Below are 15,801 nucleotides of genomic sequence, written 5' to 3' on the forward strand. Positions count from 1 at the left end.
CGCCGCAACCTGCCCGTCAGGCGTCCAGCGTCCCCACGTGGTGGACGCGGACGAGGTTGGTGGAGCCGGCGAGGCCGGGGGGTGAGCCGGCCGTGATGACGACGATGTCGCCCTTCTGGCAGCGGCCCAGCGACAGCAGCGCGGCGTCGACCTGTTCGACCATCTGGTCCGTCGTCGGGGCGAAGGGGCCGAGGAAGGTCTCCACGCCCCAGGTGAGGGCGAGTTGGCTGCGCACCGCCGGTTCGTAGGTGAAGGCGAGGACCGGGATCGGCGAGCGGTAGCGGGTCAACCGGCGTGCGGTGTCGCCGGATTGGGTGAAGGCGATCAGGTACTTCGCGTGCAGGAAGTCGCCGATCTCCGCCGCCGCGCGGGCGACGGCGCCGCCCTGGGTGCGGGGCTTGCTGCCCGTGGTGAGCGGGGGCAGGCCGGCGGCGAGGATGTCGTCCTCGGCCGCCGAGATGATGCGGGCCATGGTCTTGACGGTCTCGACGGGGTACTTGCCCACCGAGGTCTCCCCGGAGAGCATCACCGCGTCCGTCCCGTCGAGGACCGCGTTGGCGACGTCGGAGGCCTCGGCCCGGGTGGGCCGGGAGGCGTTGATCATCGAGTCGAGCATCTGGGTGGCGACGATGACCGGCTTGGCGTTGCGCTTGGCGAGCTTGACGGCGCGCTTCTGGACGAGCGGGACCTGTTCGAGGGGCATCTCCACGCCCAGGTCGCCGCGCGCCACCATCACGCCGTCGAAGGCGTCCACGACGGATTCGAGGTTCTCCACCGCCTGCGGCTTCTCGACCTTGGCGATGACGGGGACGAACCGCCCCTCCTCCGCCATGACCCGGTGGACGTCCTCGATGTCGCGCCCGCTGCGGACGAAGGAGAGCGCGATGAGGTCGGCCCCGGTGCGCAGCGCCCACCGCAGGTCGGCGACGTCCTTGTCGCTGAGTGCGGGGACGGAGACGGCGACGCCGGGGAGGTTGAGGCCCTTGTGGTCGGAGACGAGGCCGCCTTCGATGACGAGGCAGCGCACGTGCGGCCCGTCGACCTCGACGACTTCGAGGGTGACGCGCCCGTCGTCGACGAGGATGCGTTCGCCGCGGGTGACGTCGGCGGCGAGGCCGGGGTAGGTGGTGCCGCAGATGTCCTTGTCCCCCACGACGCCGTTGTCGGTGGAGATGGTGAACTCGTCGCCGCGTTCGAGGAGTACGGGGCCGTGGGCGAAGGTGTCGAGCCGGATCTTGGGGCCCTGGAGGTCGGCGAGGACGCCGACGCTCCGGCCGGTCTCGTCGGCGGCCTTGCGGACGCGACGGTAGCGTTCCTCGTGCTCGGCGTGGGTGCCGTGGCTGAGGTTGAATCGGGCGATGTCCATCCCGGCGTCGACCAGGGCCTTGATCTGGTCGTACGAGTCGGTGGCGGGCCCGAGGGTACAGACGATTTTTGCTCGGCGCATAGTGCTGAGACTAAGGATTACCGGCGCGTAACCACGAGGCGGGTCCGGGCCTCGGGATGACCTTTTCCATAAGGTGAGTTGAACAATCTGACACATCCTCGGACCGGTGTGCGAGGCCCGTTCGTGGCCGTGCGGCCGATGCGATTCCGTGAAGGGGTGTTCACCTCCGGTTCACCGTGGATTCGGCCGCTGCTCGGCGCCCGGCGGGACGCTCGTCACCCCCGGGTGACGACCCGGGCGTTGCCGGGGGTTGAGGGGGGACGAGGGGGATGCGCCGATGATGAGACGAGTGCTCGGGGTGGTGGCGGCTCTGGCCCTGCTGGGCTGGGTGGCCTACGCGCTGATCCCGGGCGATGAACATCCGCCGCCGCCGAAGACGGTGACGATCAACGGGCTGATCGGCTCCGAGAAGCGGGCTTTCTTCGACGACCCGGACGTGAAGGCCGAGTTGGCCAAGCAGGGTCTCGTCGTGAACGCGGACTCGACCGGTTCCTGGACGATGCGCGAGCAGGCGAAGGCCACCCCGGAGAAGTTCGACTTCGCCTTCCCGGCGAGCGGGGAGGCGGCGTCGGCCGTCAAGCAGGCCTGGAGCCTCCAGGATTCGCCGGTGGTGCCGTTCTACTCGCCGGTGGTGATCCTGACGCACTCCGGGGCGGCGCAGGTGCTGGCGAAGGCCGGTCTGGCCGTGAAGGACGAGGCCAACGGAGGCGTCTGGAAGTTCAAGATGGACGCGTACGTGGCGGCCCTCGGCCAGAAGACGGCGTGGGAGTCGATGAACGGCTCGTCGAACAATCCGGACCTGAAGGGCCCGGTGCTGGTGGCGACCACCGATCCGGAGAGCTCCTCCTCGGGCGCGATGTACCTGGCGCTGCTGTCCTACACCGCGAACGACCACCGCGTGGTGGCGGACGACGCCGCGGTGGCGAAGGTGACGGACGTGCTGTTCGCGGCGACGAATCCGCAGGGCGCCCAGAAGAGCAGCACCGACGAGCTGTTCCGCGACTTCACGGCGAACGTGGGCAGGCCGCTGGTCTTCGGCTACGAGTCGCAGGTCGCCCAGTTGCAGTTGCAGGGCCTGAACACCAACGACACCGTCGTGATGTACCCGGACACCACGGTGCAGTCGGACCACACCCTGGTGGGCCGGACGGAGGCGGGCCGCAAGCTCGGGACGGTGCTGCGCGACGACGACGCGCTCGTCGACCTGGAGGCGAAGTACGGCTTCCGCGTGCAGAAGCACCCGGAGGTGTTCGGCAAGCAGACCGAGGGCCGCCAGCCGAGCCTCGCCAAGAACCTCCAGGCGGTGAACGTGGGCCAGGCTCCGGTGCCCTCGATGGAGTTCCAGAAGAAGCTCAACAACTCGGCCAAGAAGGGTACGAAGTGAGCGTGCGCACCTCACGGGGCGGTCGTCTCGCCGTCCTGCTCGCCTCGCTGCTGACGGCGGCGGTGACGGTGACGTCCTGCACGTCGGGCAAGCCGGTCCCGGACCCGTCGGCGTCGAAGGCCTCCGCCTGGCCGACGTCCGCCGCCCCCGGTACCCTCCGGGTCCTGGCGGGCAGCGAGTTGCAGGACCTCCAGCCCGTCCTGGACGAGGCCCAGAAGGCCACCGGCGTGTCCGTGAAGCTCGAGTTCTCGGGCACCCTGGACGGCGCGGACACGGTGTCCTCGGGCCGGGCGGACGGCAAGTACGACGCGGTGTGGTTCCCCTCGAACCAGTACCTGCGCCTGGACCAGGCCGGCAGGTCGAAGGTGCTGTCGGAGACCCCGGTGATGGTGTCCCCGGTGGCCGTCGGTGTGCGGTCCTCGGTGCTGAGCGATCTCGGCTGGGGGGACGGCTCGAAGGTCACCTGGGCGCAGATCGGGGACGCGGCGGCGGGCGGCAAGCTGGCGTACGGCATGTCGGACCCGTCGCGCTCCAACTCGGGCTTCTCGACGCTGGTGGCGGTGGCTTCGGCCTTCTCGGGCGCGTCGGCGGCGCTGACGGAGGCGGACGTGCAGAAGGCGACGCCGCAGCTGAAGCAGTTCTTCACCGGCCAGAAGCTGACCTCCGGTTCCTCGGGCTGGCTGGCGCAGGCGTACGCGAAGGCGGAGCCGGGCCGGCTGGGCGCGCTGGTGAACTACGAGTCGGTGCTGCTGTCGATGAACAAGACCCTTCCGGCGGACCGGCAGTTGACGGTGGTGCGGCCGGTGGACGGCGTGGTCTCGGCGGACTACCCGCTGTCGCTGCTGTCCTCGGCGGGCGACCCGCAGAAGGACGCGTACAAGCGGCTGACGGCCTACCTTCTGACGGCGGACGTGCAGAAGAAGATCTCCGAGACGACGCTGCGCCGCCCGGTGGCGGCGGGGGCGTCGCCGGCGGCGGGCCTGCCGACGGACCGCCGCAAGGAGCTGCCGTTCCCGGGCACCCGGGCGGTGGCGGACGGGCTGCTGGCCTCGTACCAGAACGACCTGCGCCGCCCGTCGCGGACGGTGTACGTGCTGGACACCTCGGGTTCGATGATGGGCCAGCGGCTGGACTCGCTGAAGGCGGCGCTGGGCCGGCTGACGGGGGCGGACGACACCCGGGGGCTGCGGCGCTTCCGCAACCGGGAGCAGGTGTCGCTGATCTCGTTCGCGTCGAAGGTGAAGTGGACGAAGTCGCACGTGGTGCCGGCCTCGGGGAGCAGCCCGGGCCCGGAGGCGGAGCTGGCGTCGATCAACGCGGACGTGCAGTCGCTGCAGGCCGAGGGCGGGACGGCGCTGTACGACTCGCTGGAGCAGGCGTACAAGGTGATCGAGCAGCAGCAGGCGGAGGCGAAGGACGACCGGTTCACCTCGATCGTGCTGATGACGGACGGGGAGAGCAACGAGGGCGCCACGGACGGGGACTTCAAGCGGTTCCACGACGCGCTGCCGGCGGGTGAGAGGTCGGTCCCGATCTTCCCGATCAAGTTCGGGGAGGCGGCGGTGGCCCAGTTGCAGGGGATCGCGGACGTGAGCGGCGGGAAGCTGTTCGACGGCGGCGGGTCGCTGGACGGCGTGTTCGAGGAGATCCGTGGCTACCAGTGACGGGTGGGGCCGGAAGGTCCTGGAGTACCTGGAGTCGACGCGGAACCTGGTCGCCTCCGGGTGCGGGGTGGCCGGGGTGGGGCTGCACTACCTGGGGCTGGGCGGCTCGTGGTGGCCGGGGGTGATCGTGGGCCTGTACGGGGCGGGCGCGCTGCTCACCCCGGGCCCGCGTGGCCCCGGGAAGCCGGACGGGCCGGACGGACCGGGCGGGCCCACCACACCCATCCGGTCGGAGCGGCCCGCCACCAGGGCCCCCGAGCCCCGTGCGGACCCCGAACTGGCTTCCCTGGAGGCCTACGTGGCCTCCGCCCCGCTGCCCGCCTCGGCGCGGGTGGCGGAGCTGCTGGCGTCCCTGCGGGAGGCCCGGCCCGGCCCGGAGGTGCGGCGGATGGTGCGCCACCGTCTGCCGGTGGCGGTGGACGGCTACCTGCGGGCGCGGACGTGGCGCCCGTGGGCGGGCCCGGACGCGCCGGATCCGGCGGCCGAGCTGGGCCGGGTGGTGGCGGAGCTCTCGGCGGAGCTGACCGGGGTTCCGTAGGGGTTCCCCAACACCCCGAGCCCTGCCCGGCTCCTGCCCGGCTCCTGCCCGGCTCCGTCACGAACGAGTCGCCAAGATCTCACCTGTTGGCAACGTCCGGGGGCTATCCCTCGGCCCGGCGCGCACGGCAGACTTCCACCCGCGCCCTTTTCTACGCGCGTCAACGCGTACGGTCCGGCGCACGTTCACCTTCGTCAGTACACCAGTTGACGGTTCGTTCACCGTCAGTCCCTCCCGGGAGTCTCATCCATGTCCCTCAACCGCCGTGACTTCGTCACCCGGTCCGCCGCCACCGCCGCCGGCGCCGCCCTGGCGAGCGGGGCCGTCGTCGCCGCCGCCGCTCCCGCCGTGGCCGCCGAGCCGAGCACGACGGCCAAGGGCGCCAAGGGCGACAAGAAGAGCCGCAAGCAGGCCTTCACCGTCATGGGCACCACCGACCTTCACGGCCGGGTGCTCAACTGGGACTACTTCACCGACGCCGAGTACGTCGACAAGGCCCACAACGCGGTCGGCCTGGCCAAGATCTCGACCCTGGCCAACCAGGTCCGCGAGGACAAGGGCTGGGACCGCTGCCTGCTGATCGACTCCGGCGACATCATCCAGGGCACCCAGCTCACGTACTACTACGCCCGGATCGAGCCGATCGCCACCGACGGCGACACCGTGCCGGACCACCCGATGGCCGTCGCCATGAACCTCATGGGCTACGACGCCGCGGCGCTCGGCAACCACGAGTTCAACTACGGCATCCCGACCGTGAAGGCCTTCGAGGACCAGCTGGAGTTCCCGCTGCTCGGCGCCAACGCCCTGCACGCGAAGAACGAGAAGCCGGCCTTCAAGCCGTACGTGATCAAGGAGATCTGGTTCGACGAGGACAAGCCGCTCAAGGTCGGCATCCTCGGTCTGACCAACCCGGGCATCGCGATCTGGGACAAGGCCAACGTCAGCGGCAAGATGGTCTTCCCCGGCATCGTCGAGACCGCCGCCAAGTACGTGCCCCGGATGAAGGCCGCCGGCGCGGACGTCATCGTCGTCTCCGCCCACTCCGGCATCGACGAGCCCACCACCTACGGCGACCAGCTGCCCTGGCCCGAGGACGCCTCCGGCGAGATGGCCGAGACCGTCGCGGACATCGACGCGGTGCTCGTCGGCCACACCCACAAGGAGGTGGCGCAGCGCCTGATCGTCAACAAGAAGACCGGCAAGACGGTCGTGCTGTCCGAGCCGCTGTGCTGGGGCCAGCGCCTGAGCTGCTTCGACTTCGAGGTGGAGCTCGTCGACGGCCACTGGAAGGTGTCCTCGGTCTCCTCCCGGGTGCTGAACTCCAACACGGTGCCGGAGAACCCGGAGATCACCAACGCGCTGGTCGGCCAGCACAAGAAGGTCGTCGAGTACGTCAACCAGAACATCGGCACCAGCAAGATCGAGCTGTCGATCGCGGAGGCCCGCTTCAAGGCGACCCCGATCATCGACCTCATCGGCAAGGTGCAGGCCGACGCGGTGAAGGCGGCGCTGGCGGGCGGGCAGTACGCCAACCTGCCGGTGCTGGCGCAGGCGGCGCCGTTCAACCGCACCGCGCTGATCCCCTCGGGCCAGGTCAAGCTGCGTGACGCGGCCGGCCTGTACATCTACGAGAACACCCTGGAGGCCCGCATCCTGACGGGCGCCCAGCTCAAGGACTACCTGGAGTTCTCGGCGAAGTACTTCTACCAGCTGGCCCCGGGCGCCCCGGTGGACAAGGACGCCATGACCGGCGCCGAGACCACCCCGGACTACAACTACGACTCGGTGTACGGCCTGAGCTACGACATCGACATCGCGCAGCCGAAGGGGCAGCGGATCGTCAACCTGTCGTTCCAGGGCAAGCCGATCGACCCGGCGGCCCAGTTCGTCCTCGCGGTCAACAACTACCGCGCCAACGGCGGCGGCAACTTCCCGCACGTCGCGCAGGCGAAGCTGGTCTGGTCGAACTCCGACGAGATCCGCAACACGATGATCGCCTGGGTGAAGGCCAAGGGCATCATCGACCCGGCCGACTTCTTCACCAACTCCTGGCGCCTCGTCCGCGCCGGCCAGCCGGTGTTCTGATCCCCACTCCGAACCACCCGCACCACCCCTGAAACGCGAGGCGCCGCCGGGACCCGACCCGGCGGCGCCTCGCCACGTTCTCCCCGGCCTGAGGCCGGCCGCCCTCACAGCTCCTTGCGGACGGTGTGGAGGAGGTCGCGGCTGGCCTCCGGGGTGAGGCTGTCGGTGAGGAGGTTGGTCATGGCGTGGCGGTACTCGGCGACCTCGGCGGGCTTGTCGAGGTAGAGGGCGGTGGTGAACTGCTCCAGGTAGACGACGTCGGCGAGGTCGGGTTCGGCGAAGCCGAGGAGGGTGAAGGCGCCGACCTCGGCGCTGAGGCCGGCGGCGCCGAAGGGCATGACCTGGAGGTGGACGTTGGGGAGTTCGGCGAGGTCGAGGAGCCGGTCGATCTGGGTGCTCATCAGCTCGGGGCCGCCCCAGGGCCGGCGCAGCGCGGCCTCGTCGAGGACGGCGACGAGGCGGGGCGCGTGGTCGCAGGTGAGCAGCGACTGGCGCTTGAGGCGGAGTTCGACGCGGCGTTCGATCTCCTCGGCCCCGGTGACGTGGCCGCCGGCGGTGATGACGGCGCGGGCGTAGTCGGCGGTCTGGAGGAGGCCGTGGACGAACTGGACCTCGTAGCTGTGGATCTCGGCGACGGCTTCTTCGAGCCCGACGTAGTTCTGGAACCAGGCGGGCAGGATGTCCCCGTACTCGTGCCACCAGGAGGTGGTGTTGGCGGCGCGGACGAGTCCGAGGACGGTGGCGCGCTCGTGTTCGGCCTCGACGCCGTAGAGGGTGAGGAGGTCGGCGACGTCGCGTTCCTTGAAGCCGACCCGGCCGAGTTCCATCCTGCTGATCTTGGATTCGGAGGCGCGGATCGAGTATCCGGCCTCCTCGCGGCTCACGCCTCTGGCCTCGCGGAGCTTGCGCAGCTGGGTGCCGAGCAGCAGGCGCCGTACGGTGGCGCCTCCTCCTGCCTGAGTGGTGCCCAATGAACTCAACCTCCGCACTCGCGCAGCCCCCCGGCCGTCGGCGGCAGTCTGCCACCTGGCACCGACGAACAACAGCCCGTTCGGTGCCGACTGGCCGAGTCACGTAGGAAAGGTGTCCACGGTAGCGCCAACCCCTGAACGTTCCCTGAGAGTTGGTGCGGATTCAGCCCTGTTGGACACCATGGGAACGTCAAGGAAACGCGTGGGCGCCCGCCCTCCAACTGGTCGGGGAAGAGGGCAGGCGCCAGGAGACCGCGTTGGCCCGGCGACTCTGACGGGGGCAGCGGGTTGAGCTCCCGGCGATGCGGCGCCGGGGGTTCGGGGTGGGCCGGTCGGAGCGTCCGGGGCCCGTCAGACCACCAGGGGGCGGTCGGTGGGCCGGATCGGCGCGGGAAGCGGGGTCTTGCCGCCGAGGTACGTGTCCACCGCCGCGGCGGCCGAGCGGCCCTCCGCGATGGCCCAGACGATCAGCGACTGGCCTCGGCCGGCGTCTCCGCAGACGTACACGCCATCGACATTGGTGGCGAACCGGCCGTCGCGGCCAATGTTACCGCGCGCGTCGAGGTCGACTCCCAGCTGCTCGACGAGGCCGTTGCGGACGTCCGTCCCGGTGAAGCCCATGGCGAGGGTGACGAGCTGGGCGGGGATTGCGCGCTCGGTGCCGGGGACCTGCTCGAAGCGGCCGTCCTTGAACTCGACCTCGACGAGGTGCAGCTCCTGGACGTTGCCGTCCTCGTCGCCGGCGAAGTGGGTGGTGGAGACGGAGTAGATCCGCTCGCCGCCCTCCTCGTGCGCGGAGGTGACCTTGTAGGTCATCGGCATGGTGGGCCAGGGCTGGTTGCCGGGGCGGTCCTCGCCGGGCCGGGGCATGATCTCCAGCTGGGTGACGGACAGGGCGCCCTGGCGGTGGGCGGTGCCGACGCAGTCGGCGCCGGTGTCGCCGCCGCCGATGACGACGACGTGCTTGCCCTTGGCGCTGATCGGGGCTTCGACGAAGTCGCCCTCCTGCACCTTGTTGGCCAGGGGCAGGTACTCCATGGCCTGGTGGACGCCCTTGAGCTCGCGTCCGGGGACGGGCAGGTCGCGGGCGGTGGTGGCGCCGGCGGCGACGACGACGGCGTCGAAGCGCTCGCGCAGCTGCTGGCCGGTGATGTCCTCGCCGACGTGGACGCCGGTGCGGAAGCGGGTGCCCTCGGCGCGCATCTGCTCGACGCGGCGGTTGATGTGCCGCTTCTCCATCTTGAACTCGGGGATGCCGTAGCGCAGGAGCCCGCCGACGCGGTCGGCGCGCTCGTAGACGACGACGGTGTGCCCGGCGCGGGTGAGCTGCTGGGCGGCGGCGAGGCCGGCGGGGCCGGAGCCGACGACGGCGACGGTCTTGCCGGAGAGGCGCTCGGGCACCTGGGGGGTGACGCCGCCGCGGTCCCAGGCCTTGTCGATGATGGTGACCTCGACGTTCTTGATGGTCACCGCGTCCTGGTTGATGCCGAGGACGCACGCGGACTCGCAGGGCGCCGGGCACAGCCGCCCGGTGAACTCCGGGAAGTTGTTGGTGGCGTGGAGCCGCTCGATCGCACCGGTGAAGTCCTCGCGGTAGGCGAGGTCGTTCCACTCGGGGATGAGGTTCCCGAGCGGGCAGCCGTTGTGGCAGAACGGGATGCCGCAGTCCATGCAGCGGCCGGCCTGCTTGGTGATGATCGGCAGGAGGCTCCGCTCGACGTAGACCTCGTTCCAGTCCTTGATCCGGACGTCGACGGGGCGGCGCTCCGCCAGCTGCTTGGGCGTGGTCAGGAAGCCCTTGGGGTCAGCCATTAGCCGCCTCCATCATCTTCGCGGTGGTCTCGGCCTCGGAGAGGCCGTCGCGCTCGGCGGCCTCCTTGGCGGCGAGGACGGCCTTGTAGTCGGTCGGCATGATCTTGGAGAAGCGGGAGACCCCGCCGCCCCAGTCGGCCAGGAGTTCGGCGGCGACGGTGGAGCCGGTCTCCTCGTAGTGCTGCTGCACGGTCTCGCGCAGCCAGTCGCGGTCGGCGGCGGTGGGCGCCTCGATGCCGACCTGGCCCTCGTTGACGTTGGCGGGGCGCAGGTCGAGGACGTACGCGATGCCGCCGGACATGCCGGCCGCGAGGTTGCGTCCGGTCTCGCCGAGGATGACGACCCGGCCGCCGGTCATGTACTCCAGGCCGTGGTCGCCGACGCCCTCGACGACGAGGGTGGCGCCGGAGTTGCGGACGGCGAAGCGCTCGCCGGCCTTGCCGCGCAGGTGGATCCGGCCCGAGGTGGCGCCGTAGCCGATGGTGTTGCCGGCGATGACGTGGTTCTGGGCGTCGTTGCCGATGGCGGCGGCCTCGCGGGCGGGGCGGACGACGACGACGCCGCCGGAGAGGCCCTTGCCGACGTAGTCGTTGGCGTCGCCCTCCAGGCGCAGGGTGATGCCGCGCGGGACGAAGGCGCCGAAGGACTGTCCGGCGGAGCCGGTGAAGGTGACGTCGATCGTCCCCTCGGGCAGGCCCTCGCCGCGGTACCGCTTGGTGACCTCGTGGCCGAGCATGGTGCCGACGGTGCGGTTGACGTTGCGGATCGGCAGCTGGACGCGGACGGCCTCGCCGCGCTCCAGGGCGTCCTGGGCGAGCTCGATGAGCTGGTTGTCCAGGGCCTTGTCGAGCGCGTGGTCCTGGCTGGTGGTGCGGTGGCGGGCGGCGCCCTCGGGCAGGGCCGGCACGTGGAAGAGCGGGGCGAGGTCGAGCCCGGCGGCCTTCCAGTGGTCGATGGCGGCGCGGGCGTCGATGTGCTCGGCGTGCCCGACGGCCTCCTCGATCGAGCGGAAGCCCAGGGAGGCCAGGATCTCCCGGACCTCCTCGGCGATGAACTCGAAGAAGTTGACGACGAATTCGGGCTTGCCGGAGAAGCGCTCGCGCAGCACGGGGTTCTGGGTGGCGACGCCGACGGGGCAGGTGTCCAGGTGGCAGACGCGCATCATGATGCAGCCGGAGACGACGAGCGGCGCGGTGGCGAAGCCGAACTCCTCGGCGCCGAGGAGCGCGGCGACGACCACGTCGCGGCCGGTCTTGAGCTGGCCGTCGGTCTGGACGACGATGCGGTCGCGCAGCCCGTTGAGCAGCAGGGTCTGCTGGGTCTCGGCGAGGCCGAGCTCCCAGGGGCCGCCGGCGTGCTTGAGCGACGTGAGCGGGGAGGCGCCCGTACCACCGTCGTGCCCGGAGACGAGGACGACGTCCGCGTGCGCCTTGGAGACGCCCGCCGCGACCGTGCCGACGCCGACCTCGGAGACCAGCTTCACGTGGATGCGGGCCGCCGGGTTGGCGTTCTTGAGGTCGTGGATGAGCTGGGCGAGGTCCTCGATGGAGTAGATGTCGTGGTGCGGCGGCGGGGAGATCAGGCCGACGCCCGGGGTGGAGTGCCGGGTGCGGGCGACCCACGGGTAGACCTTGTGGCCGGGCAGCTGGCCGCCCTCGCCGGGCTTGGCGCCCTGGGCCATCTTGATCTGGATGTCGTCGGCGTTGACGAGGTACTCGGAGGTGACGCCGAAGCGGCCGGAGGCGACCTGCTTGATCGCGGAGCGGCGCTCGGGGTCGTAGAGGCGCTCCGGGTCCTCGCCGCCCTCGCCGGTGTTGGACTTGCCGCCGAGGCGGTTCATCGCGATGGCGAGGGTCTCGTGCGCCTCCATCGAGATGGAGCCGTAGGACATGGCGCCGGTGGAGAAGCGCTTGACGATCTCGGAGACCGGCTCGACCTCCTCGACCGGGATGGGCTCGCGGCCGAGGCCGTCCAGCTGGAACAGGCCGCGCAGCGTCATGAGGCGCTCGGACTGCTCGTTCACCCGGTCGGTGTACTGCTTGAAGATGTCGTACCGGCGGTTGCGGGTGGAGTGCTGGAGCCGGAAGACGGTGTCGGGGTCGAACAGGTGGGGCTCGCCCTCGCGGCGCCACTGGTACTCGCCGCCGATCTCCAGCGCGCGGTGCGCGGCGGGGATGCCGGAGGCCGGGTAGGCCTTGGCGTGGCGGGCGGCGGTCTCGCGGGCGATCTCCTCCAGGCCGATGCCGCCGAGCTTGGTGGTGGTGCCGGAGAAGTAACCGTCGACGAGGTCCTGGGAGAGGCCGATGGCTTCGAAGACCTGGGCGCCGCGGTAGGAGGCGACGGTGGAGATGCCCATCTTGGACATGACCTTGAGGACGCCCTTGCCGAGGGCCTTGATCAGGTTCCTGATGGCCTTCTCGGGCTCCACGCCCTCGATGAACACCTTCTGCGCGACGAGGTCCTCGACGGACTCCATGGCCAGGTACGGGTTGACCGCGCCGGCGCCGTAGCCGATCAGCAGCGCGACGTGGTGCACCTCGCGGACGTCACCGGCCTCGACCAGCAGCGACACCTGGGTGCGCTGCTTGGTGCGGATGAGGTGGTGGTGGATGGCGGAGGTGAGCAGCAGCGAGGGGATCGGGGCGTGCTCGGCGTCGGAGTGCCGGTCGGAGAGCACGATGATCCGGGCGCCGTCGGCGATGGCGGCGTCGGCCTCGGCGGCGATCGCGGCCAGGCGGGTGGCCAGGCCCTCGCCGCCGGAGGCGACCTTGTACAGGCCGGACAGGGTGACGGCCTTGAGGCCGGGCTGGTCCCCGTCGTGGTTGATGTGGACGAGCTTGGCGAGCTCGTCGTTGTCGATCACCGGGAAGGTGATGCCGACGGAGCGGCAGGCGGCGGCCTCGGCGGCCAGCAGGTTGCCCTCGGGGCCGAGGTTGGACAGCAGCGAGGTGACGAGCTCCTCGCGGATGGCGTCCAGCGGCGGGTTGGTGACCTGGGCGAAGAGCTGCACGAAGTAGTCGAACAGCAGGCGGGGCTTCTCACTGAGCGCGGCGATCGGCGAGTCGGTGCCCATGGATCCGAGGGCCTCGCCGCCGGTGCGGGCCATCGGCGCCAGGATGACGCGCAGCTCCTCCTCGGTGTAGCCGAAGGTCTGCTGGCGGCGGGTGACGGAGGCGTGGGTGTGGGCGATGTGCTCGCGCTCGGGGAGCTTGGCGAGCTGGATCTGCCCGCCGTCGACCCATTCCGCGTAGGGGTGCTCGGCGGCGAGGGCGGACTTGATCTCCTCGTCCTCGACGATGCGGCCCTCGGCGGTGTCGACGAGGAACATGCGGCCGGGCTGGAGGCGGCCCTTCTTGGTGACCTTCTCCTGGTCGATGTCGAGGACGCCGACCTCGGAGGAGAGGACGACGAGGCCGTCCTCGGTGATCCAGTAGCGGGCGGGGCGCAGGCCGTTGCGGTCGAGGACGGCGCCGACCTGGGTGCCGTCGGTGAAGGTGACGCAGGCCGGGCCGTCCCAGGGCTCCATGAGGTTGGAGTGGTACCGGTAGAAGGCGCGGCGGGCCGGGTCCATGGTGGCGTGGTTCTCCCAGGCCTCCGGGATCATCATCAGCACCGAGTGCGGCAGCGAGCGTCCGCCGAGGTGGAGCAGCTCCAGGACCTCGTCGAAGGACGCGGAGTCGGAGTGGTCGGGGGTGCAGATCGGGAAGATCCGGCTGAGGTCGCCGGGGATGAGGTCCGTGGCGAGCTGGGACTCGCGGGCGCGCATCCAGTTGCGGTTGCCCTTGACCGTGTTGATCTCGCCGTTGTGGGCGACGAAGCGGTACGGGTGGGCGAGCGGCCAGCTCGGGAAGGTGTTGGTGGAGAACCGGGAGTGCACCAGGCCGATGGCGGAGGCGTAGGTGCGGTCCGACAGGTCGGGGAAGAAGGGCTCGAGCTGGCCGGTGGTGAGCATGCCCTTGTAGACGATGGTGCGCGCGGACAGCGAGGGGAAGTACACCCCGGCCTCGCGCTCGGCCCGCTTGCGGACCACGAAGGCGACGCGGTCCAGCTCGATGCCCGCGAGGCCGTCCTTGCTCAGGCTCTGCTCAACAGGCGCTGACGCGAGAAAGAGCTGCCGGAAGCGCGGCATGACGCTGCGGGCGGTGGCGCCGAGCAGGTCGGGCGAGACCGGCACGTCGCGCCAGCCGAGGACGGTGAGGCCCTCCTCGGCGGCGATGGCCTCGATCTGCGCGACGGCGCCGGCGTCGGCCGCGTCCTCGTCGGGCAGGAAGGCGATGCCGACGGCGTAGGAGCCGGCCGCCGGGAGTGCGAAGGCGGCCTTCTCGCGCAGGAAGGCGTCCGGGATCTGGGTGAGGATGCCCGCGCCGTCGCCGGAGTCGGGCTCGGCGCCGGTGGCGCCGCGGTGCTCCAGGTTGCGCAGGACGGTCAACGCCTGCTCGACGACGGTGTGGTCGGCCGTGCCGGTGAGCGTGGCGACGAAGCCGACGCCACAGGCGTCGTGCTCGTTCCGCGGGTCGTACAGGCCCTGAGCAGCAGGTCGCGCATCCGGCACGAGCGCGTAGGGCTGGCGCGCGGCGCCGTCCCGGTGCTCGTTGGCGGAGTGCATGGATGCAGACAGCATCGGCTCTCCCGTCGTCGTCTTTCGGCAAGTTGATGCAAGGAGGGACGACGTTGGCCCTGATGCGATGGTGCGGTGTCGTGCAAGTTACATGATGCCCACGATCCCGAGAAGCGGAATATCCCGTCCACATGGCGGACGGACGCGCAGGTCACGGGGGGTGCGAAGAGGGTGGGGAAGAGGACGTGCCACAGTGCACGTCCCGACGATTGTGCCCAACGGGCCCCCGGCTGAAACAGGGGTGAAACCGGAACGCAACCGGAGTGGATCAAGGGTGCCTGCGAATCCATTCCCCACCACGGCGCGGCGGTTGCGATTCCCCGGCCGGGGCGGCCCGGATGCTGAGACAATGCCGGGCAACGCCCGACGCCCGTGTGTGGAACGTCACGCATTGCCCGGCATAGTCATGCAGTGGTCCGGATCATCCCACGTGGCCGCCGATGAGCCATCCGAGCAGGTAGGTGACGGCGGCCGCGGCCCCGCCGAGGACCAGCTGCCGGGTGCCGCTGAACCACCAGCTGCGCGCCGTCACCCGGGCCACCACCGCGCCGCAGGCGAACAGGCCGAGGGCGGCGAGCAGCAGGGCGGGCAGCAGGCTGGTCGCGCCGAGCAGGTACGGCAGCAACGGCAGCAGGGCGCCGAGCGCGAAGCAGAGGAAGGAGGAGGAGGCGGCGACCAGCGGCGAGGGCAGGTCGTTCGGGTCGATGCCCAGCTCCTCGCGGGCGTGCACCTCCAGCGCCAGCTCCGGGTCCCGCGACAGCTGCCGCGCCACCTCGTGGGCGAGCTCCGGCTCCACCCCGCGCGAGATGTACACCTGCGCCAGCTCGGCCAGCTCGCCGTGCGGGTTGCGGCTCAGCTCCAGCCGCTCGGCCTCGATCTCGGCCTGCACCAGCTCGCTCTGGGAGGCCACCGAGGTGTACTCCCCCGCCGCCATCGAGCAGGCGCCGGCCGCCAGGCCCGCCAGGCCCGTGAGGATCACCGTGCCGTTGGAGGCCGCGCCGCCGACCACACCGGTCATCAGCGCGAAGTTCGACACCAGTCCGTCCACGGCACCGAACACCGCCGGCCGCAGCCAGCCGCCGTTGACGTCCCGGTGGTGGTCGGCCGCGGGTATCCGCGGGTGCTGTCCGGCTTCGTGTTCCAGGGTGGTCGCGCTCACGGGTCTCGTCCCCTCCGTCTTCGTCTCTTCCGGGACGACCGTAGCCCCTCTGACCTGCACGGTTCCAGCAAAGTAAGGCTGTCCGAACAGCAGTGAGGCCGCCCTTCCCGTACGCGGGAA

The 15,801-nt window shown here is 70.7% G+C and carries 9 protein-coding genes; 4 read left to right on the top strand and 5 right to left on the bottom strand.

From position 1 onward, the window contains the following. Positions 1-16: 16 nt before the first annotated feature. Positions 17-1,447, bottom strand: a complete 1,431-nt coding sequence (gene pyk, locus ACIRRS_RS07055) for a pyruvate kinase (protein WP_402966190.1) — start codon at positions 1,445-1,447, stop codon at positions 17-19. A gap of 277 nt (positions 1,448-1,724) precedes the next feature. Between pyk and ACIRRS_RS07060 the strand changes: the two genes are divergently transcribed. The 4 genes from ACIRRS_RS07060 (at position 1,725) to ACIRRS_RS07075 (ending at position 7,121) form a co-directional block, all read left to right on the top strand. Beyond that, complete coding sequence (locus ACIRRS_RS07060) at positions 1,725-2,831, top strand: hypothetical protein (RefSeq protein ID WP_402966192.1); 1,107 nt, start codon at positions 1,725-1,727, stop codon at positions 2,829-2,831. Between the two features lie 2 nt (positions 2,832-2,833). Beyond that, on the top strand, positions 2,834-4,495 hold the full coding sequence (locus ACIRRS_RS07065) for an extracellular solute-binding protein (RefSeq protein ID WP_402966194.1): 1,662 nt from the start codon (positions 2,834-2,836) through the stop codon (positions 4,493-4,495). Continuing rightward, on the top strand, positions 4,482-5,033 hold the full coding sequence (locus ACIRRS_RS07070; protein WP_402966196.1) for a hypothetical protein: 552 nt from the start codon (positions 4,482-4,484) through the stop codon (positions 5,031-5,033). Before ACIRRS_RS07065 ends, ACIRRS_RS07070 begins: the two co-directional genes overlap by 14 nt. A gap of 249 nt (positions 5,034-5,282) precedes the next feature. Then, positions 5,283-7,121 (top strand): bifunctional metallophosphatase/5'-nucleotidase, encoded by a 1,839-nt coding sequence (locus ACIRRS_RS07075; protein ID WP_402966198.1) that lies wholly within the window; start codon positions 5,283-5,285, stop codon positions 7,119-7,121. Positions 7,122-7,225: 104 nt separating this feature from the next. On the opposite strand, the gene ACIRRS_RS07080 is transcribed toward ACIRRS_RS07075, so the two are convergent. The 4 genes from ACIRRS_RS07080 to ACIRRS_RS07095 form a co-directional block, all read right to left on the bottom strand. After that, positions 7,226-8,092 (bottom strand): helix-turn-helix domain-containing protein, encoded by an 867-nt coding sequence (locus tag ACIRRS_RS07080; protein ID WP_402966200.1) that lies wholly within the window; start codon positions 8,090-8,092, stop codon positions 7,226-7,228. Between the two features lie 351 nt (positions 8,093-8,443). Continuing rightward, on the bottom strand, positions 8,444-9,904 hold the full coding sequence (locus tag ACIRRS_RS07085) for a glutamate synthase subunit beta (protein ID WP_402966202.1): 1,461 nt from the start codon (positions 9,902-9,904) through the stop codon (positions 8,444-8,446). Beyond that, positions 9,897-14,510 carry a glutamate synthase large subunit gene (gltB, locus tag ACIRRS_RS07090; protein ID WP_402966388.1) on the bottom strand — a complete coding sequence of 1,538 codons (4,614 nt, stop codon included), beginning with the start codon at positions 14,508-14,510 and terminating at the stop codon, positions 9,897-9,899. The genes ACIRRS_RS07085 and gltB overlap by 8 nt, the downstream gene beginning before the upstream one ends. Positions 14,511-14,943: 433 nt before the next feature. Further along, positions 14,944-15,666: a VIT1/CCC1 transporter family protein gene (locus ACIRRS_RS07095; protein ID WP_402966390.1), complete on the bottom strand. Its 723-nt coding sequence runs from the start codon at positions 15,664-15,666 to the stop codon at positions 14,944-14,946. Between the last annotated feature and the right edge of the window lie 135 nt (positions 15,667-15,801).

It is taken from the genome of Kitasatospora sp. NPDC101183, from assembly GCF_044767945.1.
Taxonomy (GTDB): Bacteria; Actinomycetota; Actinomycetes; order Streptomycetales; family Streptomycetaceae; genus Kitasatospora.

Bases quoted from the DNA above. Each gene is read 5' to 3' on its own strand.
- pyk (WP_402966190.1), bottom strand. From the start codon at position 1,447: ATGCGCCGAGCAAAAATCGTCTGTACCCTCGGGCCCGCCACCGACTCG.
- ACIRRS_RS07060 (WP_402966192.1), top strand. From the start codon at position 1,725: ATGATGAGACGAGTGCTCGGGGTGGTGGCGGCTCTGGCCCTGCTGGGC.
- ACIRRS_RS07075 (WP_402966198.1), top strand. From the start codon at position 5,283: ATGTCCCTCAACCGCCGTGACTTCGTCACCCGGTCCGCCGCCACCGCC.
- ACIRRS_RS07085 (WP_402966202.1), bottom strand. From the start codon at position 9,904: ATGGCTGACCCCAAGGGCTTCCTGACCACGCCCAAGCAGCTGGCGGAG.
- gltB (WP_402966388.1), bottom strand. From the start codon at position 14,510: ATGCACTCCGCCAACGAGCACCGGGACGGCGCCGCGCGCCAGCCCTAC.